15 protein-coding genes are annotated in these 20,036 nt (G+C 46.2%); 7 read left to right on the plus strand and 8 right to left on the minus strand.

Translation table 11 applies throughout. From position 1 onward, the window contains the following. Window positions 1-35: 35 nt before the first annotated feature. From GVN20_RS25360 to GVN20_RS25380, 5 genes are all read right to left on the minus strand, one after another. On the minus strand, window positions 36-3,191 hold the full coding sequence (locus GVN20_RS25360) for an efflux RND transporter permease subunit (RefSeq protein ID WP_166561021.1): 3,156 nt from the start codon (window positions 3,189-3,191) through the stop codon (window positions 36-38). A gap of 1 nt (window position 3,192) precedes the next feature. Further along, entirely contained in the window at window positions 3,193-4,995 is a 1,803-nt protein-coding gene (locus tag GVN20_RS25365) for an efflux RND transporter periplasmic adaptor subunit (RefSeq protein ID WP_166561022.1), read from the minus strand. Next, window positions 4,992-6,182: a TolC family protein gene (locus tag GVN20_RS25370; protein WP_166561023.1), complete on the minus strand. Its 1,191-nt coding sequence runs from the start codon at window positions 6,180-6,182 to the stop codon at window positions 4,992-4,994. The genes GVN20_RS25365 and GVN20_RS25370 overlap by 4 nt, the downstream gene beginning before the upstream one ends. A 112-nt stretch (window positions 6,183-6,294) precedes the next feature. Next, window positions 6,295-6,648: a hypothetical protein gene (locus GVN20_RS25375; RefSeq protein ID WP_166561024.1), complete on the minus strand. Its 354-nt coding sequence runs from the start codon at window positions 6,646-6,648 to the stop codon at window positions 6,295-6,297. A 57-nt stretch (window positions 6,649-6,705) separates the two neighbouring features. Then, window positions 6,706-7,578: a glycosyltransferase family 2 protein gene (locus tag GVN20_RS25380; RefSeq protein ID WP_166561055.1), complete on the minus strand. Its 873-nt coding sequence runs from the start codon at window positions 7,576-7,578 to the stop codon at window positions 6,706-6,708. Window positions 7,579-7,791: 213 nt separating this feature from the next. On the opposite strand from GVN20_RS25380, the gene GVN20_RS25385 reads away from it, so the two are divergent. The 5 genes from GVN20_RS25385 to GVN20_RS25405 are packed head-to-tail and all read left to right on the plus strand — an operon-like array spanning window position 7,792 to window position 12,751. Then, entirely contained in the window at window positions 7,792-9,159 is a 1,368-nt protein-coding gene (locus tag GVN20_RS25385; protein WP_166561025.1) for a TolC family protein, read from the plus strand. A gap of 32 nt (window positions 9,160-9,191) precedes the next feature. Beyond that, a complete protein-coding gene (locus GVN20_RS25390) occupies window positions 9,192-10,298 on the plus strand; it encodes an efflux RND transporter periplasmic adaptor subunit (RefSeq protein WP_166561026.1) in 1,107 nt (368 codons plus the stop codon). Window positions 10,299-10,312: 14 nt separating this feature from the next. Beyond that, window positions 10,313-10,726, plus strand: coding sequence for a hypothetical protein (locus GVN20_RS25395; protein WP_166561027.1), 414 nt, complete (start codon window positions 10,313-10,315; stop codon window positions 10,724-10,726). 38 nt (window positions 10,727-10,764) lie between these two features. Further along, window positions 10,765-12,021, plus strand: a complete 1,257-nt coding sequence (locus GVN20_RS25400; RefSeq protein WP_166561028.1) for an ABC transporter permease — start codon at window positions 10,765-10,767, stop codon at window positions 12,019-12,021. Window positions 12,022-12,064: 43 nt separating this feature from the next. After that, window positions 12,065-12,751 (plus strand): ABC transporter ATP-binding protein, encoded by a 687-nt coding sequence (locus tag GVN20_RS25405; protein WP_114463860.1) that lies wholly within the window; start codon window positions 12,065-12,067, stop codon window positions 12,749-12,751. 33 nt (window positions 12,752-12,784) lie between these two features. On the opposite strand, the gene GVN20_RS25410 is transcribed toward GVN20_RS25405, so the two are convergent. Both GVN20_RS25410 and GVN20_RS25415 read right to left on the minus strand, forming a co-directional pair. Continuing rightward, on the minus strand, window positions 12,785-13,957 hold the full coding sequence (locus GVN20_RS25410) for a glutathionylspermidine synthase family protein (protein ID WP_166561029.1): 1,173 nt from the start codon (window positions 13,955-13,957) through the stop codon (window positions 12,785-12,787). Between the two features lie 89 nt (window positions 13,958-14,046). Further along, complete coding sequence (locus GVN20_RS25415) at window positions 14,047-14,673, minus strand: hypothetical protein (protein ID WP_166561030.1); 627 nt, start codon at window positions 14,671-14,673, stop codon at window positions 14,047-14,049. A 453-nt stretch (window positions 14,674-15,126) separates the two neighbouring features. On the opposite strand from GVN20_RS25415, the gene mdh reads away from it, so the two are divergent. Further along, window positions 15,127-16,056 (plus strand): malate dehydrogenase, encoded by a 930-nt coding sequence (gene mdh / locus GVN20_RS25420; protein WP_114068101.1) that lies wholly within the window; start codon window positions 15,127-15,129, stop codon window positions 16,054-16,056. A gap of 110 nt (window positions 16,057-16,166) precedes the next feature. Beyond that, window positions 16,167-18,185 (plus strand): plastocyanin/azurin family copper-binding protein, encoded by a 2,019-nt coding sequence (locus GVN20_RS25425; protein WP_166561031.1) that lies wholly within the window; start codon window positions 16,167-16,169, stop codon window positions 18,183-18,185. A gap of 102 nt (window positions 18,186-18,287) precedes the next feature. Here GVN20_RS25425 and GVN20_RS25430 read toward each other — a convergent pair whose 3' ends face one another. Then, window positions 18,288-19,868: a hypothetical protein gene (locus tag GVN20_RS25430; RefSeq protein ID WP_166561032.1), complete on the minus strand. Its 1,581-nt coding sequence runs from the start codon at window positions 19,866-19,868 to the stop codon at window positions 18,288-18,290. Window positions 19,869-20,036: the final 168 nt, after the last annotated feature.

Raw genomic sequence — 20,036 nt, forward strand, 5'->3', positions numbered from 1 at the left:
AATTGAGGAAGGTTTGCTAACCATTATGATAGAATTTAACTTAAAATATCTTGCTTGTTTTTTGAGGAAAAATAAGTTTGCAATGCTTTTTTACCAAACGTATAAAATACCACGGGCGTTACAATAATATCCAAGAATGTACTCGAAAGTAGCCCGCCCAGAATAACCGTTGCAACGGGGTAAAGAATTTCTTTACCCGCCGCTTGTGGGTCGAGCGTGAGCGGAACGAGCGCTAAGGCGGCTACTAGTGCCGTCATTAATACGGGGACAAGCCGTTCGAGAGAACCTCGGATAATCATGGGTTTGCTGAATGTCTCACCTTCTTTTTCCACCAAGTGAATGTAGTGGGAAATCATCATAATTCCATTTCGACTCGCGATGCCCGTTAGTGTGATAAATCCAACCAGCGTAGCAACCGAAAAAGTGCCGCCCGTAAGCATTACCGCTACCACGCTGCCAATCAACGCCAGCGGAATATTGAGCATGATTTGCAATACGATGGCGATAGATTTGAAATGAGTATAAAGCACCAAAAAAATGGCCAAAATCGAGAAAATGGCTAAAAATATAATCAATTGCGAGGCCGACTCCTGGCTCTCAATCAGGCCAGAATACACAATAAAATAGCCTTGAGGCAACGACACTTTGCTCATTTTCTGCTTGATTTCTTCAACCGTACTCCCCAAATCACGTCCGTGCACATTGGCCGAAACTACCATGCGCCGTTGGGTATTTTCGTGTACTACTTGATTGACAGTCATGGTTTGTTCAATATCCGCGATTTGATGAAGCGGAATAAGCTCTCCTTCGGGCGTGGAGATTTGGGTATTTCGGATGGCTTCTAAATTGCTGCGCTCGCGCTCGTTGGTACGAATCAGGATGTCAAATGATTTTTGCCCTTCGTAGATTTGCCCCGTTATCTTTCCGTTATAAAATACTTCCAATTCTTCGGTGACTTTTCCCGCCTGTAATCCAAAACGTTGCAGGTCATTGCGCCGTACCCGAATCAACAATTGGGGAACCAGCGTTTGGCGTTCGATGGCAAGGTCAGTGACGCCCTCTACCCCTTGCATGGTAGCCTGCACCTTCTGAGCCATGGAGCGCAGTTCGGCCAAATCGTTTCCGTAAATCTTCAACACAACCTGCGCCTGAACCCCCGACAGCAAATGCTCAATGCGGTGTGAAATCGGTTGCCCCACGCCCACGGAAACACCCTTTAAAATGCTCAGCTTTTTGCGAATATCGGCAATGATTTCGCTACGACTCCGCTCAATATCAGGCCGTATAGTAACATCAATTTCTGACCGACTCACGGGTTCAACGTGCTCGTCCAACTCGGCCCGACCTGTTCGACGGCTGGCGTATTCCACTTCGGGGATTTGCAGCATCAGTTTTTCGGCCAGCGTCCCTATCTTATTGGATTCCTCAAGCGAAGTTCCCGTGGGGGCAATTAAATTAACGGTAAAAGCTCCTTCATTAAATGGCGGCAAAAACTCAGTTCCAAAAAAAGGAATCGTTCCTAAAGAAATTAAAATCAGCACAATAGCGGTGCCAATAATGGCCTTAGGCCGATTGAGCGACCAATGAAGTATGTGCGTGTCTTTTGTTTTTAACCATCTCACCAAACGTGTGTCGGTCTCTGAGGCGGCTAGTGTTGAAATTCGATTCCAAAAACTTTTTGAGTGCTTACTGGCACTTTTTATTTTTAAAAAATAACTGCACAAGACGGGCGTAAGCGTGAGGGACACAAACAGCGAAGCGGTAATGGACGTAATGTAAGCAATGCCCAAAGGGGCAAAAATCCGCCCTTCGATGCCTTCCATGTAAAACAGCGGAATAAAAACCAGCACGACAATGACCGTGGCATAGACAATGGAATTTCTAACCTCAGAACTGGCTTCGTACACCACGCGTAAGGTAGATTTGGGCGTATCGAGTTGCTGATTTTCGCGCAAACGCCTAAACACATTTTCGACATCGACGATGGCGTCATCTACCAATTCGCCAATGGCAATGGCCAAGCCCCCCAAGGTCAGGGTGTTGATAGACAAATCAAACGCTTTGAAAATCAGGGCGGTAATGACCAATGATAATGGGATGGCTGTCAAGGTAATGACGGTGGTGCGGAGATTCATTAAGAACAAAAATAGCACAATGACGACCAAAATGAACCCATCGCGGAGCGCTTCCAAAACATTGTCAATGGATGCTTGAATGAACTTGCTTTGCTGAAAAATGGACGGATTTATCGTAATGTCTTTCGGAAGTGACCGTTGAAGTTCGCTACAGGCTTGTTCAATCTGTTTTGTGAGACCGACCGTATTCGCGCCCGGTTGTTTTTCTACCGCCAATATCACAGCGGGTTTTCCGTTGATGCTACCGTCGCCTCGTTTGAAGGCAGAGCCAAATTTGACATCTGCCACCTGCGATAGCAGAATGGGCACACCGCCCTGACTTGTGACCACGGTATTGGCCAAGTCTTCCAACGATTGGGCGCGGCCAATGTTACGAATCAACACCTCGCTGCCGTATTCATAATAAAAGTTTCCCGACGTGTTTTGAGAAGCTTTTGAGAGCGCATTTTCAACTTGGTCCAAACTTACCTTGTACTGCTTGAGCCGTTGACCAGAAACTTGTACTTGATACTGACGTCGCTCGCCACCAATCGGAATTACTTGAGATACGCCTTTGATACTCAATAACCTGCGCCGAATGCTGAAATCTGCCAACGTTCGAAGGTCGGCGGGATTGGTAGTATCGGCGCTCACGCCTACGTACATAATCTGCCCCATGACGGAGCTGATGGGCCCCATGATGGGCGTGATTCCATTGGGGAGCTGCACCGTTTGGAGCTTTTCAGCCACCAGTTGACGAGCTTTGTAAATCTCAACATTCCAGTCAAACTCCACAAACACCATTCCCAATCCGATGGCAGAAGTGCTTCGGACAGTTTCTACGCCTGGAGCGCCGTTGAGGGCTGTTTCGACGGGCAATACCACCTGTGTTTCTATTTCTTCGGGTGCTAATCCATTGGATTCCAGAAAAACAGTCACCCTAGGGCGATTCAAATCGGGTAAAACGTCGATGGGAAGTTGAAGACTTACGTACACGCCATAGACCAACAACATTGCTGATAATGCGATGACCAACAGACGGTTGTGTAACGAAAACTTAATGATTCTGTCGAGCATATTACCGATTTATAAAGATCATTTTTAATTGATACGTCGAAGCCACCACTACTTTATCATCGTTGTTAATGCCTTTGGGAATGGTCGTAAAGTCGCCGTTGTTGGGACCAGTGGCCACGTATTGAATTCGGTAATTTTCTGGGGATTCTTTGATAAAAACGCAGGATTTACCATTGATTTGGCTCAGGGCTGAATTGGGTAAGGAGAGCGTATTTCCATTCGTTTTCCCCTGAATTCGAATCGACACAAACTCGCCAATTTTAAAATCATCAGTAGGATTTTCTACTTCAAAAAGTGCTTTTTGGGACTGATTGGCATTGACCGACTGCGCAGCGGATAATAGTCGCACGCGGGTTGTACGGTGTTGTCCTGCTTCGCGTTGACAGATAACTTCGTAGCCCGTTGCCGAAAAGAGGCTCTCAGCATCGCGTTCAAATAGCTGTGCTTCCACGTATACTTTGGCTAAATTGGTCAGTTGAAAAACTGTATCGCCCGTCCCAACGGTAGAGCCGATAGCGACACTAAAGGGCGATACCAGCCCGCTGATGGGCGCAACGAGCGGAAAGCGACGATGGGTACCTTTGCCGCCTTGTGCAATGTCGTTGAACACTTTGAGATTTTCCTGTGCTTTTTGCAAGCGTGCAGCGGCCTCTGATACCTCACGCTTGGCGGCAATGTCTTCGATTTTTTTGAGGCGGTCATATTCTCGTTGGGCCACAGAAAGCTCGGCTTCAAGGGTATTGCGCTCTACTTGGAGATTTATCAATGCTGTTGCGTCCAAAGTCTGTTCTATGATGGCTAAGGTCTGGCCTTTAGATACTTTTTGGCCTACCCGCACATTCAGCGAAATGATTCGCCCGGGTTGGGGAGGTTGTACCACCGCCAGCCCCGTGGAAGAAGGAATGACTGTGCCGTTGAGCTGCGTAGTGGGAAGAAAACCACCCGCGCTGACTGGTTGGGTCAAGACTTCAAACAAAAATTGGGTTTCTTTCGGTACTTCAAATACATCGGTCAACGTTGCATTGGCCTGATGGATATTTTCTCCCTCGTGGTCGTGGTCATGTTGGGCAGAAACAGGCTGGTAATTGGCGAGAGGCAAAAGACAAAATCCTAAAATCAGAATGACAAATAACGTCCGATTTCGGCTTTTCATGATCAAAAACATGACTCCTAACCCTACCAAAAGCCCGCCACCAAAGATGCCCCAAGTTCGCCAATTTCCTAAGGCTACCTGCCATCCGTTGGCTTCGTCGTGGACATGAGCTCCTTCGTTGTGGCCTACTCTGATTCCTTTTAAAAGAAGTATATCGGTGCCATTTGTGCCGTTGATGGCCAACGTTAGCGTAAAAGTTCTATCGCGAGAGAAAGTGGCGGATACTTCGTAAATTCCTGATTCTTTGGGGATAATGTCAAATTTAGCCTTGCTGTCCAATGAAGTCGTCAATTTCAATGATGCGCCCCCAAGGGCTCGATTGGTGGTAGGGTCGGCGAGATAAAGGGTCATTTTTTCGGCTTCGCCAGCGTGAAGGTGTTCGTATTTCAACACCGCTTCGTACTTATCGGAGACGGCTTCGGATTTCTGTAATTTTACCTCTTCTGTCTTTGCCGTTTCTTCGCCGTGACTGTGGCCACCGTCACCGTGGTCATGGTCGTGCTGGGCGTAAGCAGAAGTAAGCAGAAAGGATTGGGTAATAAATACGAGGATTAGCAACCTTGCGTATTTTTGGTGAAAGGTTGGGTAAACTTTGGATAAGAACATGTTTCCGTGCGCTATTCCCATTGCTTTTTTAAGTATCTTTTTCATAAGTTTCCTGTCAAATAATGAAGGGCCAAAACTGCTTGATTATAATTTTGTAGGGCTTCCAAATAGCGTAGTTTGATGGCGTATGCGTCGTTGGTAGTGCGTAAAAAATTGGTGTAGTCGGTTTGACCATTTTCAAAAAAACGCCTTGCTGTGCCGATAATCGCGTCGGCTTGGCCCAAAGCAACGGTTTCGTAAAAAATCAGAGAATTGGCCGACGAAGTCAGATCATCTTGCGCTTGTTGCAACGCCGAGCTAACCGTTTGTTTTTGCACTTCGGTGTTTTGTCGGGCCATCTGGTGCTCAGTTTGCGCGGCATTGATGCGGCTTTTATATTGTCCTGACCACAGCGGAAGGCTGATTCCTGCCCGCCAGCGTAATCCGAAAGTAGCTTCTTGAGTGCCTTGGTTATAATACCCTACCATAAAACCTGGCAGGGCATTGGCGCGCTCCACTTCAACGGCTTTTTGAGCCACGGTTTCCCATTGCTGCGCCACCTGAACCACGGGGTTTTGGACAATGGTTGAGGTATCCAATGCGGGAGATGGAAGTTTTACTAAAGTCGTGAATACAGAAGCAGAAAGCGAGATACCCATTAAAATCTCTAATTGTTTTTTCTGACTCGCAATCTGAAATCCAGCAACTCGTGCCTGATTTTTTACCTCTGCTGCTTGTGTTTGGGCGTATAGAAGTGCCAGTTTATCAATGGTTCCCGCATCAAAGTTACGTTGTGCCGCTTGACTGATTTGGGTGTACAAGCTGTCTTGAGAAAGTAGTTGCCGTTGATAAGCTTCGGCCGATTGGATAGCGGAATAAATGGTACGGACGCGGTATTTAAGGTTGTTGGCCGTAATGACCTGTTCTTTTTGGGACAACAGTATTTGCTGCTGCTGTTGTTGATATTGACGGCCGTACACTGTAGGAAAGCGAAAGGATTGCTGGAACCCAAGGGTATAAAAAACACCCGTTGGGCTATCAAAGGTCAGGTCAGGATTGGGAACGTTACGGGCTGCGCCCAATAGCTGTTCGTTGCGCTGCACGGCCAATGCCGAGGCTTTAATTGCTGGATTTTTCTGCAAAGCGATTTTGACGGCCTCCTCAACAGGCAGCCTTACTTGCCCAATAATTAGAGGGCTGAATTGCATTGTCAATCCAAAAGCAAGAATGGATTTTTGCCAATAGTGTTTCATTGAAAAAAAGCAACTCCAATCCCAAGGAGCGCGTTGGTTCGTACTTCAATGAGGAGGTGTTTTTCCTCAAAATCGGATGAAATGAATTGAATTCAGTGAAAAAAGTGCATAATTATCCCTGTACTGGCAATTTGGGCGGTTGCCAGATGGCAGCAAAAATGCTTGGTGTATAAGAAGATTGGTTGCTAAAAACAAGCGTTTGGGCTGAGCAAATCAGCGATATAATTTGAAGTTCGAAATAAGGCGTAGGAACTGTAAAGCCGCCATTGCAGGTACATTGGCAAAAAGGAGAACAAACGTGATGGTGCTCGTTTTCATTCTCGTCATGCTCGTTTTCGTCGTCGTGTGACGCGTGATGAAAAATCGTTTCTCTATCGGTAATCATACGCAAATCGTGGTGGTGTGTGCATGGAATGCACGACAAAATCACCAGATAGCTTGCCCAAAGGAGTGAAAACCATTTCATGAGGCAAGTTTAAATAAAAAACGGGTGCAACAGGGTTTCAAGTTAAGAATCATTGTATTACACCACTTTATAATTCTTGTATTCACCAATATACCAGCCCGTCAGTTTGGCGACCCAAAGTTTCAGTCGGTATTTTAGGCTCAGGTTTTTATGAGAAATGTCGTGGCTGAACTGCCAATTTTGTCGCTTCAACCGCGCTTGCATTATGTGGGGATGCGTACCCGTAAATTTGGCCAGAGAATCAATTTGTGAATAATCAAAACCCTCAGAGGAGACTTTAATGTGCTTTTCGGGATCGCCTGGGTGCCAATATTTATGAATATGAAGGTGTTTTTGCTGCATCACACGCGGGTCTTTCACCCATCCGTAATGATAAACACTCGCTTCAATAGGCTTGACGCGCAGCTTTTGGTTGTCGTTTTTCCGAAACCCTTGCGCATCACGGTATGAATAGATGTTTTTGTTGTTTTTGACAATGCGTATTTCTTGGCGATACCATTGGGGCGAGTCGCCCACGTAATCGTATGAACCGTAAAAATGGATGTACTTAAACAAAAGACCGTCAACGTTTTCGTCATTTTTCCAGCTTTGCATGGCAGCTTGGATGGCTGGAAGGTCCTTTTCGTGGATTACTTCGTCGCCCTGAATGTAAAATGCCCAGTCTGATTTTTCGGAAATTGCCTGAAAAGCCTTGTCGGTTTCTTTGGCATAGACCGTCCCGCCTTCCCGCAATGACTCATCCCAGATTGTTTCGATGATTCGAATTTTTACGGGATCTATTTCTTGAATGAGTTGCAGGGTTTCATCTTCACTTTTCCCGACGGCCACCACAAACTCATCGCAAATGGGTAAAATAGAGGTGATTGCCTCCACAATCGGGAAGTCAAATTTGACGGCGTTGCGAATAAAAGTAAAGCCTGTAACGTGCATTTTGTTTCGGTTGTCGGTTGTCTTTTGGCCAAGAAATCGGAGGATGGTTGACGAAAAATCTATGAGGTAGGTGGTACGCAAAGGTAAGGGCTTTCTTCCGTTTTATGGCGCTTTTTGTCCGTTTCAAAAACCTTGACTTTGATATTGGTCATAGGTTATGTTGTTTTGAATCGTAATCATTGCCATTATATTTAGGAACCTAGTTCATACAGCATGATGAAAAAGACAACGCTGATTTATATTCTCGTTCTCTCGTTATCGCATCCCATTTTTAGCCAAACTGTTATCAAGGATGTAAATGAAGCGATTGAATTGGCCAAAAAAAATAATCTTGACCTTCAAATTTCACGACGAACCGCTCAGGTACAGCAGTGGAATGTGACGGCGGCTAAAGGCGCCCGGTTGCCGCAGTTAAAATTGACGACGGCCTTTGATTATAATTTTGTCTTACCTACGCAGTTGATTCCTGCGCAGTTTTTTGGTGGTAGAGAAGGGGAGTTTCGCAGTATTCAATTCGGCGTTCCGTTCAACCTCACGGCAGGTCTGGAAGGAAATGTTCCCCTTTGGAATGCGGGCTTAAAACAGGAGGTAGAGATTGCCAAAGCCAACCAAAAAATCGGTATTTTACAAACCCTAGTCTTGCAAGATGACCTCAGCACGCAAGTCGCACGGTTGTATTTTGCGACGGTTTTTACCCAACAATACATTACCATTACCCAACAAAATCTTGCCAATACTGACAGCATTGCTCGTATAGTTGCGGAGCGCAAAGAAAAAGGCCTGATTGACCAACTCGAATACAATCGTGTGCGCTCCACGCGTTTGGCCATCGAAGACGTACTTCATCAAAATGAAATGGCGTATCAAAAGAACCTGAATCAGTTAAGGGTGGTTGTAGGCGATTCCTCTGTCATTACCTCATCCTCTGCCCTTCTACTACTATCAGGAGAAGGGAGTACACTCCAAAAAGAGCCCCCCTTCTCCTTAGACAAGGAGAAGGGGCTGGGGCGGTCCGTCGTTACGGATGAGGTGGCTGTTCCCCGCCTTCAACTCCGGGCGGCGCAGTTTTCGTTGGCCAAAGAGCAGGTTAAAAAAGAGCAAAAGCTCCGATTACCTACGCTTTCAGCCTACGCCCGTTATTCTGAACAGGCGCAGCGAAACCAATTGAATTTTCTGAATTTCAATGAAAAATGGTTTGGAATTGGCGTAGCGGGGCTGCGTTTTGAAGCACCGATTTACAGCGGACGGATTCGGGAAAGCGGCATTGCCCGCGCTCGGGTCAACGCTGACATTGCACAAATGCAACTTGACAACGAAAAACGCAAATATGAATCTGAAACGCAGGATTTGCTCATTACTTACAATCAATCGCTTAACTCGCTGAAAATTAACCGGGAGGCGTATCAATTGAATGAGGAAAACATGCAATTAGTGCTCATTAAGTACAAAGGCGGTATCCTGAGTTATGACCAATACCTGAATGTGTTCAATGAAGTGCTCAACGCCCAAAATAAATACCTCCGCACGTTGGCCGATGTAATGATCAATGGCAAACTGCTGGAAATCAGAAATTCCTATTAATGACAGATTGGAGATTATTAGACCTCATAGCAATGGAAAAGACAGTTATTCGCTTATACACTTATTTACTCATTCTCTCCTTATTTTTTGTGGGTTGTCAACCAAAGTCCGAAACGACCTCGCCCGCTTATAAAGACCTTACCGAAGCAGTCTACGCTTCGGGGAATGTGTTTCCGAAAAATGAGTACAAAGTCGTGGCCAATGCCGATGGGTATTTGCAGCAGCAGTCGGTCAATGAAGGAGATGTGGTGAAAGGGAATCAACTGCTGTTTTCGCTCGAAAGTCTCTCGCAGGATGCCCGGGCCGAGGCGGCCGCCAATATTTACCGCCAGGCCGAAGCCAATTATGCGGATGGCTCACCGATTTTAGCCGAGTTGGAAGCGGCCCTGCGCAGCGCCCGTACTAAGTTGGAAAATGACTCGGTCAATTACTTTCGTTATAAGGCGCTGTACGAACAAAATGCCACGTCTAAGGCCGATTTGGAACGCGTGGAATTGGCTTATCGTACGGCCAAAAATGATGTGTCGGCGCGTCAGAAAGCCCTGGCCAGGACCAAAAGCCAATTGTATGTCGACTTACAGAACACACGTTCCAATTTTCGGGTAAATGCCCGTGAAGGCGATAATTATCGGATTCGGAGCATCGAGGCGGCGCGGGTGTATGAAGTCTATAAAAAAGTGGGAGAATTGGTCCGTAAAGGCGAAGCCATTGCGCTGTTGGGAAATCCCAACGAAGTATATCTGCAATTGGCGGTGGACGAAACGGATTTTTCCAAACTCAAAGAAGGGCAGGATGTATTGATTAAAATGGATGCTTATGGCGACAAAGTGTTTAAAGCCAAAGTCACCAAGATTTATCCAAAGCTCAACAAAGTAGACCAGTCGTTTAGGGTTGATGCCGATTTTGTGGGCGAAAGTCCCTTGGCCTATTACGGCCTGACGGTCGAAGCCAACATCGTTATTTCCAAAAACCCTAAAGCATTGACCATTCCCAAAGCCTATTTGGTGGGAAAAGACAGTGTGTGGATTGAAGAAGGTAAAGAAAAGAAAAAGATAAAAGTGCTAAAAGGGGCCGAAAACTTTGAATTGGTAGAGGTTAAAGCAGGGCTGACGGAGAAAAGTGTATTGGTAAAAGAGTAAAAACAACGGATGCTATGCCCGACTATGCACAAATCTTTGATGGAGACTGTCCCATCACCAAACCTGAATTTGAGGCCTGGCACCAACGCACGGTACTGGAAATGCTCATCGAAATGCCGAATTTATCCGTGGGGTGGGCCGCTAAAGTGCTGAATTATTTTTTAAAAACTACAGTCAACGTAGCCGGTTTCGGGCGTCCCGATCTGTTCAAATGGATTCACCCGGTGGTCGACAAGGGCTTATGGGAAGGAATCGAAGATGCTTACAAAGACCGCCGGGATATTTTGGCAAAGACCCATTATCGCCAAAAAGTAGCAGACATTATCACGTATAACGACTACAGAACCATCATCGAGGGCCTCGAACTCATTGCTCAGGAGCGCGGGTATTTGCCGGTAGATGTGGAAGAATTTTGGAAAGAAAAATAAGCGATAAACGGGCCTCTTTTTTCGAAAAAACAAAAACCATGAACCTCAATCTCTCCTTCCAAATTGCTAAAACCCACCTTTTAGCCAAAAAACGCCAAACGTTGGTGGCCATGTTGGGCGTCACCTTTGGGATAGCGATGTTTATCGTCATGATTAGCTTCATGCAGGGCGTCAACCAATTTTTGGAAGATTCCGCGCTGGATGCCAGTCCACACGTACGCATTTACAACGATGTCAATACCCAGCGGCCTAGCATCCTTGATGCGGTTGAAAATGGTGACGACCAAATAAACATTGTCTATCACCAAAAACCCAAACAACAACTGACCCGCATCAAAAACGGGCTACAAATGGTGAGCATGATTGAGCAAATGCCGGGCGTGTTGGGTGTTTCGCCAGAGGTAAGTTCGCAGGCATTTTTCAATAATGGCCCCATTCAGATTTCGGGCGTGATTGCGGGGATTGATTACCCGCGCGAAAACCGATTGTATAATCTGGATAGCCGGATAAAAACGGGCAGTTTTAAGTCGCTTTTGGCCAATCCCAACGGCATTGTGTTAGGGGCTACATTGGCCCGAAAACTGAATGTAAAAGTGGGTGATAAAGTAAGCGTTACGACACCACTCGGTGGCAATATCACTTTACGGGTAGTCGGTACTTTTGGATTTGGCATTGGTACGGTCGACAATATTCGTTGTTATACGAGCATCAGCACGGTGCAGGAGATACTCGGAAAAGACGCGAGTTATATCACTGATATTCACATCAAAATGAACGACCCGTTGCAAGCCATTGCCTTTGGTAAAAATCTCAGCAAGCAATTCAATACCTATACCGAAGATTGGTCTACGGCCAATCAGGCCATTCTGGCGGGCGAGAAAATCCGTAATGTAATGACGTTTGTGGTGTCCATGACACTGCTAGTGGTGGCAGGTTTTGGAATTTACAACATCATGAACATGAACGTTATTAATAAACTCAAAGACATTGCCATTCTGAAAGCGACGGGTTTTGGCGGCAAAGATGTGGTGGCGGTATTTCTGTTGCAAGCCATCATCATTGGCTTGGCGGGAGGATTGTTGGGGTTGGTTATTGGATTCGGAATCAGCTATCTTTTGTCCATTTCCCCGTTTGAAACGGGCGATATGATTAGTCTCAAAACATTTCCCGTGGTTTTTCGCGTCGAATATTACGTGATGGGGCTGGCTTTTGGCTTGATTACGACCATTTTAGCGGGGTATTTCCCTTCCAAAAAAGCCTCTAAAATTGACCCGGTAGCGATATTGAGAGGGTAATTGTTTTTTTTCTGTGTCTGCTTAGCAACAAACAACACTAACCATGAGCAATACGGTTCTTCAAGCCAGCCATATCAACAAATACTTCTACGAGCCAGAAAAGTTTCAGGTGTTGGAGAATGTCAACTTTGAAGTGAAAAAAGGGGAGTTTTTGTCAATCGTCGGTAAATCTGGTTGCGGCAAGTCTACATTGCTGTATATCCTTTCGACCATGGATACCGACTACGAAGGCAATCTGGAAATGAACGGCAGTCGCCTCACGGGCCTCAGTCAAGACCGCCTTGCCGACTTTCGCAATGAGCATCTGGGCTTTGTGTTTCAGTTTCACTTTTTGCTGGCGGAGTTTACGGTATTACAAAATGTGATGTTGCCCGCGCAAAAATTGGGAAAATACAGCACCAAAGAGATTGAAGCGCGCGCCTACGAAAAACTAAAATTGGTCAACATGGAAGACTACGCCCGAAAGCAATCTTCCAAACTGTCGGGCGGACAGCAGCAGCGTGTAGCCATTGCCCGTGCGCTCATCAACGACCCCACCATCATCATGGGCGACGAGCCCACAGGCAACCTCGACAAAGCCAATTCAAATTTGGTCTTTGATATTTTTCGTAAAATCTCCCACGAAAACCATCAAACCATCATCACCGTTACCCACGACCCCGACTTCGCCAAAGGAGGCGATAGAATCATTGAAATGTCGGATGGGAAGATTGTGAGCGGGGGAAGGTAGCGATAAGTCGTTGCAACCTTCAAATTATCACTTTCACTCCACCAAATGCCCCACAAACTGGGCGGTATTGTCAATGATTTTTCCACCACGACGGTAGCCCAGACCGCAAGCGTCGCCCGCCCAAAACACGCCAGCTTGGTAGCGCTGGCCGAGGGCGTCGCGCGGGAACTCTACGTATTCCTGATAGATTTTGTCATAATCCCCGTAATCGCCGTCGGCGGCCGTGATGACCGTGCCGTTGGTTTCCAGAATGCGTACATTGGCCCCTTCCCGGCCAAAGAGTACCTTTTCCACACTTACTTTGTTGGGAAGCGGCTGTGCCGTAGTGGGCAACAAAAGAGGGTGATTCGGGTACAAATCCCACAACAATTTCAAGATATATTTTGATTGAAACAACAGCGTATACGCGGGGTTGATGATGACCGCTTTGCCGTTTTTAACGATTTTTGTTAATAATTCCGCCAATTCAGGTTCGTCGTAGCCGATGTATTCCCAGGGTACGAGCTTAAACCAAAAGTCAAATTGCTCAAACTTCCCGTTTTTGAGATTTTGCTTGAAAATCCCTTCGGTGGCCGTAAATTCCACTTCGTCCATGTAGCTGAATTCTACGTCAAAACCAGCTTCACGAGCGGCTTCTCCGAGTACGGCCACGTTGGTGTCGTCTTCGGGGGCGTCGCGCATGGTTGAGAACAGCAGTGTGGGCGTGAGGTGCATATTGCGGCGGCGAAGCTCGGCAAACTGCTCTTTCAAGGCCTCATACACATTGTTGAACTGCTTGCTTTCATCCATGTGGTTGGCCTTGAGGTGCGCCCATTGCACTACGGCCGTTTCGGGAATGCAGGTAGCAGTGTCGGCGTTGAATTCAATGAGTTTGATGGGTTCTCTGCTTACGCCTCCCGCCAAGTCAAAACGCCCATAGATGTGCCAATGACGGTCGTCTTCCCACGTCAGTTTTATTAATTCAATGAGACTTTCTGGAATGCCCATTTCCTTCCACAGATTGCGGTCAATGGCGTGTTGAGCGGCCTCTGCATAAATCTCATACAGTTCGTTGGCGGCATTGTAATAAGCGTCTGCTTCGTAGGTCTTCACCGTGACCGCCTCATTGGTCAGGTAAGGTAACGTATCAGCCCCGAGCATCCAGTCCCAGCCTACATTACGCAATTGGGCTTCCGGGCTGTTATTCAAATATCTTGTGTTGATCATTTATTTATCAAATATAAGTTCACGCAGAGCCGCTAAGTCGCAGTGTTTTTGCGTCTCTGCATCTTATGCTTCTTTAAGTGAATAAAAAACTAACTCCCAGAACTACGGCTGCGGCTGAAAAATCCACTTCGGCTGCTGCTGGGCCGTGAAGCAAAACTTTTGCGGTGGCTGTGGTAACTTTCATGAATACCAGCCGAACGCTGATAAACGGAAGAGTTGGCATAAGCCCCTGAGCTGTATTGGCGCTCGCGCCCTTCATTATAGAATTGAGAATTATTGTTCCGACCCAACATGTAGCCCATGCCGCCCCACAGCAGAGCATTTGATAATGAACTACTGTGATGATGATGCGAATGGTAGTGATTCGGGTTGTTGTAATAGTCGCGGGTGGTCGAGTCGGTTTTGACCAATCTTTGTGCTTCCGCCACGGTGAGCGTGTCGCGTCGCCCGTCAAAATAACGTACTATGGCGCCCGCTTCTTTATCACTACTCACGGCGACTTCGTCCGTGATTTTATACTCACCGGGTTTCATTTCGGTGATGTACGTTTTTACAGGACGTCCTTTAAAAGGGGCCTCCTGTTGCTTTTGCTCGTCGTCGGAACTGCCGCAGCTTTGGAGCATCATTCCTCCGTTCAATAACGCCACCGTCAGGGCAGCGCCGATTGTAATGTCTTTGACAGTCTTGACGACGGCCCCTTGACGTTTAGGTGTCATGTGTGTAAAGGTTGTTTGATAATCAACGATAAAGTTAATGTTTCATGGCTGAAAAAGGTAATGTAAAGGTAAGGTATTGATTTAAAGGCCACCAACGAAATCGGATGAACAGCCATTTTTTTGAAAGTCGCTCTTGTAAACCTTGGATGAACGGTAAAAGAAAGAATGCGCCAGACGGTTTGAACGGGTGCACTCAGGCAGCCAGATGCAGTATCACGCTGACCGACGGTTAAGAATCGTCAGACGCATGGTTCCTTCGAACAGGTTAGGAAGTCTTGTTCCTAGCCCTCTCTCACAGATGGAAGAAAGTTTGCTCTGTAACTTTCTAACTACCGCTTCACTATATGTTTTTAGCATTAAAAATGCCTTTAAGAGTAGCTTTAAAAGGTTTTCACCCTATATTTACGGCCGGTTTAAAAAAAACGTTAATTCACCAATAAATTCATAATCCCAATGAAAATTACCGTAGTAGGAGCAGGGGCAGTAGGCGCAACCTGCGCTGACAACATCGCTCGCCGTCAGTTGGCTCAGGAAGTAGTATTGCTCGACATCAAAGAAGGCTTGTCGGAAGGAAAAGCCCTTGATATGTTTCAAACCGCTACTTTGAACGGATTCGATACCAAAATCACTGGTTCGACCAACGACTACGAAAAAACCAAAGGTTCGGAAGTAGTAGTAATCACTTCAGGAATTCCGCGCAAGCCTGGCATGACGCGCGAAGAACTCATTGGCATCAACGCGGGTATCGTTAAGGGAGTTGCCGAAAATATTCTAAAATATTCTCCAAAAGCCATCATCATCATCGTTTCCAATCCAATGGACACCATGACATACTTGGCGTTTAAAGAATTGGGATTGCCCAAAAAACGCATCATCGGAATGGGTGGTATTTTGGACAGCGCACGTTTCAAAACCTACTTATCAATGGCGATGAACGTATCTCCAAACGACCTTCACGGGATGGTAATCGGTGGGCACGGTGACACCACCATGATTCCTTTGACCCGTTTGGCTACCTACAACGGTATTCCTGTAAGCCGTTTCTTATCTGAAGAAAAATTGCAACAGGTAGCCGCCGACACCATGGTGGGCGGAGCTACCCTGACTAAATTGATTGGTACTTCAGCTTGGTACGCCCCAGGTGCGGCGGTAGCTACGTTGGTAGAAAGCATCGTTCGTGACCAAAAGCGCATTTTCCCTTGCTCAGTGTATCTTAATGGCGAATATGGCCAAAAAGACATTTGCTTAGGTGTTCCAGTAGTAATCGGTGCTGGTGGTTGGGAAAAAATCATCAGCCTACGCTTGAGCGAAGCTGAAAAAGCAACGTTTGCCAAATCGGCCGATGCTGTTCGTACGATGAACAACGTACTTTCAACGATGTAATTGACGTTAAGTTCTTAACAAGAAAAGCGGGGCGCCTTGTGTACCTCGCTTTTCTTTTGGGTAAAAGCAGGGCTAAGTGGTCTTTATCAGTTAAAATAAGGTTGCTGTTTATGAAAAAAATCGTTTTATATTCATTCATTCTGTCGTTTGCTTCGGTACTCGTGGGCCAGACGCAAAACCGTCCCATGACCGAAGATGATTATTATCGAATTGTCACGCTTCCCATTCCCGAAAATATCCAACTGGAAGTCGGGGGCTTGTCAGTATTACCAGATGGCCGTTTGGCGGCCTCTACCCGTCGCGGAGAAGTTTGGATGATTAACAATCCTTACCTAAAAGGTTCTGGACAACCTACTTACAAGCGATTCGCGCACGGTTTGCACGAGCCATTGGGCCTCCTGTACCGTCCAGATGGCTCCTTTTTGCTTTCGCAACGGGGAGAAATTACGCATTTGGTAGACTCTGATGGCGACGGGGTTGCAGATGTTTACGAGTCATTTTATAAATGGCCTTTGTCGGGCAATTACCACGAATATTCGTATGGCCCAGTATTGGCCCCCAACGGTGATTTGCTGGTTACGCTCAATTTGGACTGGATTGGCCACGGGGCGAGTTTGGCAAAGTGGCGCGGCTGGTTGTTGAAGTTCGATGACAAAGCCAATATGAAGCCCATTGCCACGGGCTTGCGCTCACCTGCGGGTTATATTGCGCTACAAAACGGCGACATGTTTTATACCGAAAACCAAGGTGACTGGGTTGGGTCTGGCCGCATGACGCACTTAGAAACAGGAGATTTTGCGGGTAATCCCGAAGGGCTTGTTTGGAGTCAAGACCCCGAATCCCCTGTAAAATTGACCATGAAAGACATCCCTGATACGGGCGAGCCTTTATATGATGTTGCCAAACGGGTGCCTGGCCTGAAAGCTCCGGCGGTTTGGTTTCCGCATACTTTGATGGGGATTTCAACGTCAGATATTAAAGAAGACATGACAAAAGGGGCTTTTGGGCCTTTTGAAGGGCAATTGTTTGTGGGGGACCAAGGCCATAGTAAAATTATGCGGGTGATGCTTGAGAAAGTAAAAGGCCGCTGGCAGGGTATCTGTTTTCCTTTTCGGGAAGGATTTCAGTCGGGGATTTTACGGATGGTCTGGGGATTGGATGGTTCGATGTTTGTAGGGCAAACCAGTCGGGGTTGGTCGGCTACTGGCAAAGACCCGTTTGGTATCCAACGGTTGGTGTGGACTGGACAAATGCCTTTTGAAATGAAAAAAGTTATCTCGAAGCCTGATGGTTTTGAAGTAGAATTTACGTTGCCAGTTGATAAAAAAACGGCGCAGGATCCAGCCTCGTACCAGTTCAATTCGTTTACCTACAAATATCACCACAACTACGGAAGCCCCATCATCAATGCTTCTGAGCGCGTAATACGCCACATTGTTGTGTCGGACAATGGCCTGAAAGCTAGAATTGTGTTGGATAGCTTGAAACTGGGATACATCCACGAAATCAAAGCCGAAGGAATTCGGTCGGCGGCGGGTTTGCCTTTGTTACATAACGTAGGTTATTATACTCTGAATGAAATTGCAGAAGGTGAAAAAATCCCCGCGTCTCAATGGACGGTAAGTGTATCAAAGCCAGCCGATAATTCAATGACGGCCCACAGCGGGCATACCATGCCTGCGGCTACCACCGCTGCGCCCAAAGGGCCAAGTACTGCAAAAAGAAACGTTGACCAACCTGCGGACTGGACAAACGGTCCAGATCAAGTGATAACCCTTGGTACAGTGCCAGGATTAAAGTTTGACATAACTCAGGTACAAGTAAAAGCGGGAAGCCGGATAAAATGGGTATTCAACAACAATGATGATATGCTTCACAATTGCGTCATTGTAAAACCTGGAACGGCCAATCCAATCGGCGAAGCCGCCATTAAGTTAGGGCTCAAAGGACCTGATTTACAATATGTTCCTAAGTCAGCAAACGTGTTGTTTCATACCAATATTTTGCAGCCCGAAACAAGCGAAGCCATTTATTTTATTGCCCCCAACGAACCTGGCGACTACACTTTCCTGTGTACATTTCCTGGACACCATACCTTGATGCAAGGCAAGTTGAAAGTGACCAAATAAAAAATAGGATGATTGACAGGGGGCTTTACTACTGACAATTAATTAACAAAAAACGACCGCCAAGCTTGCTTGACGGTCGTTTTTTGTTAATTAATTTATTACTTATTGACGGGCGCGATTCTGTGATTCCAACGGTGTAAAATCCTTGAAAGCGCGACCAATGGCTTTATCGGTGGCTTCTTTTTTGTTTTCCCAACCAGCATCTAAATCAAGCGTTACGAGTCCTTTGATGGATAGTGCTGCTTTGAATTCATCGCGTTTTTTGGCGTAATCTGGCTGACGCCGGGCCGCTTTGAGTGCATATTCACGCGCAAAAACGTCGCCTTTATTTTGAATCTCGATTTTCTTTTCCAACACATAATTATATCGGTCCAGCAAATCGCGTAACGGTTTTCCAATGACCTCGGCGGCCTCGAGCGAACTGATGGTGACAATGGTCGTACCGCCTACCGCCGATACGATGGATTTGGTTTGCGGGGTTTTGATGACCGCCGGAGAAAGACCCGTGGTAGCTCCTAAGCCGGCATTGACCATTGATCGGTTCTTTTTCCCTTTTTTCGCTTTCAAATATGACCTTTTCAGCTCCTGTTCTTTCTCGCTGAGCTGCGTGACCAGATTCCAGGCCTCTACCAATGCCGCCCGGTACATATCATATAGCTGACGGTCTTTTTCGGCTTCATTGACAGCATTAAGAATGGTAAATCGTACTTTTCGTTCGTCACGATTCTGTTCTTTGTCGATCACAAAAAACGTTATTTGAAAAGACAATGAATCGTAGGGGTCTTTGACAAAGTCGTACGTGGGCGTCCAAATAAACTCATATTGGTTGGGCGTATTTTGTACCAGCGTGGTGCCTGGCACTTCGGGATTGTCGGTCACCAGATCAAACGTGGCAATATCATCATCGCCATTAGGGTCAGACAGGAAAAACTTAAGATTGATAGTGGCGTTTTCTTTGGACTTAAAATATTCTCCTTTAGGAATCTGAATAATGCTCGGTGGCAAATCCATCTGCGTAGCCTCAATTTTTAGACGTCCTTTGGCCCGCGCTTTGGCGGGCTGGTCTTCCACAAAAAAATCAATAAAAATCGGGTTTGATTTGAGGTTATTAAACTGCGTCAATGAAGGTTGCCACGTAAGTTCTCCTGCCGAACTAAGCTTTGCGCCTTCGGGTAAGGTCTCCGTGACGGGAATGATAACCAAAGGGTCGCTATCATCGTCTTTGAGCGTATTGGCGTCTATTTTATAAACATTCTGCGTGCGGTTTTGTACGTAAAAAGGCTTTAAATCTTCGACCCGTGGTGGGCGATTGACGTGAAATACCTTAAGCTCTACCGAACGGGTAGTGGTTTCGTTTTGATTGTTTCGGGCCTCAAAAATAACTTGAATATTTTTTTGTGTATTGGTGCGGTCGGCCAAGTCATAGGAGGGAACCCACGCAAAGTGGCCCGTTGAGTCAAACGACATTCCTTCAATCAACCCTTGCATAATGACGAAAGTCACCGAGTCGCCTTTGCCACCTGATGTTTTTAATGTAAATTCTAAACGACTTCCTTCCGACACCCAATTCCAATTGGGTTCGGTAGGGACTTCGATTTGGAAACTGGAACGATTGTCCTGCGCTCGGAGTAATGTATAGGAGAAAAGAAACAGCAGGACAAGGAAATGAACCGAATATTTCATAATAACAGCTAAATTCTCATCTGATTTAATAAAACGTAAAATTACGGCTTTGATTTTACCTCTCCCTAAAAAATTGCTTTATTTCTACACTAATCTACTTAAAAGATTGAAAATGACGACGTTTAATTGTATAATTTTAAGAATCTTTTAAAATCATTCATTCTTCAT

The sequence above is a fragment of the Runella sp. CRIBMP genome, from assembly GCF_009905605.1.
GTDB lineage: Bacteria > Bacteroidota > Bacteroidia > Cytophagales > Spirosomataceae > Runella.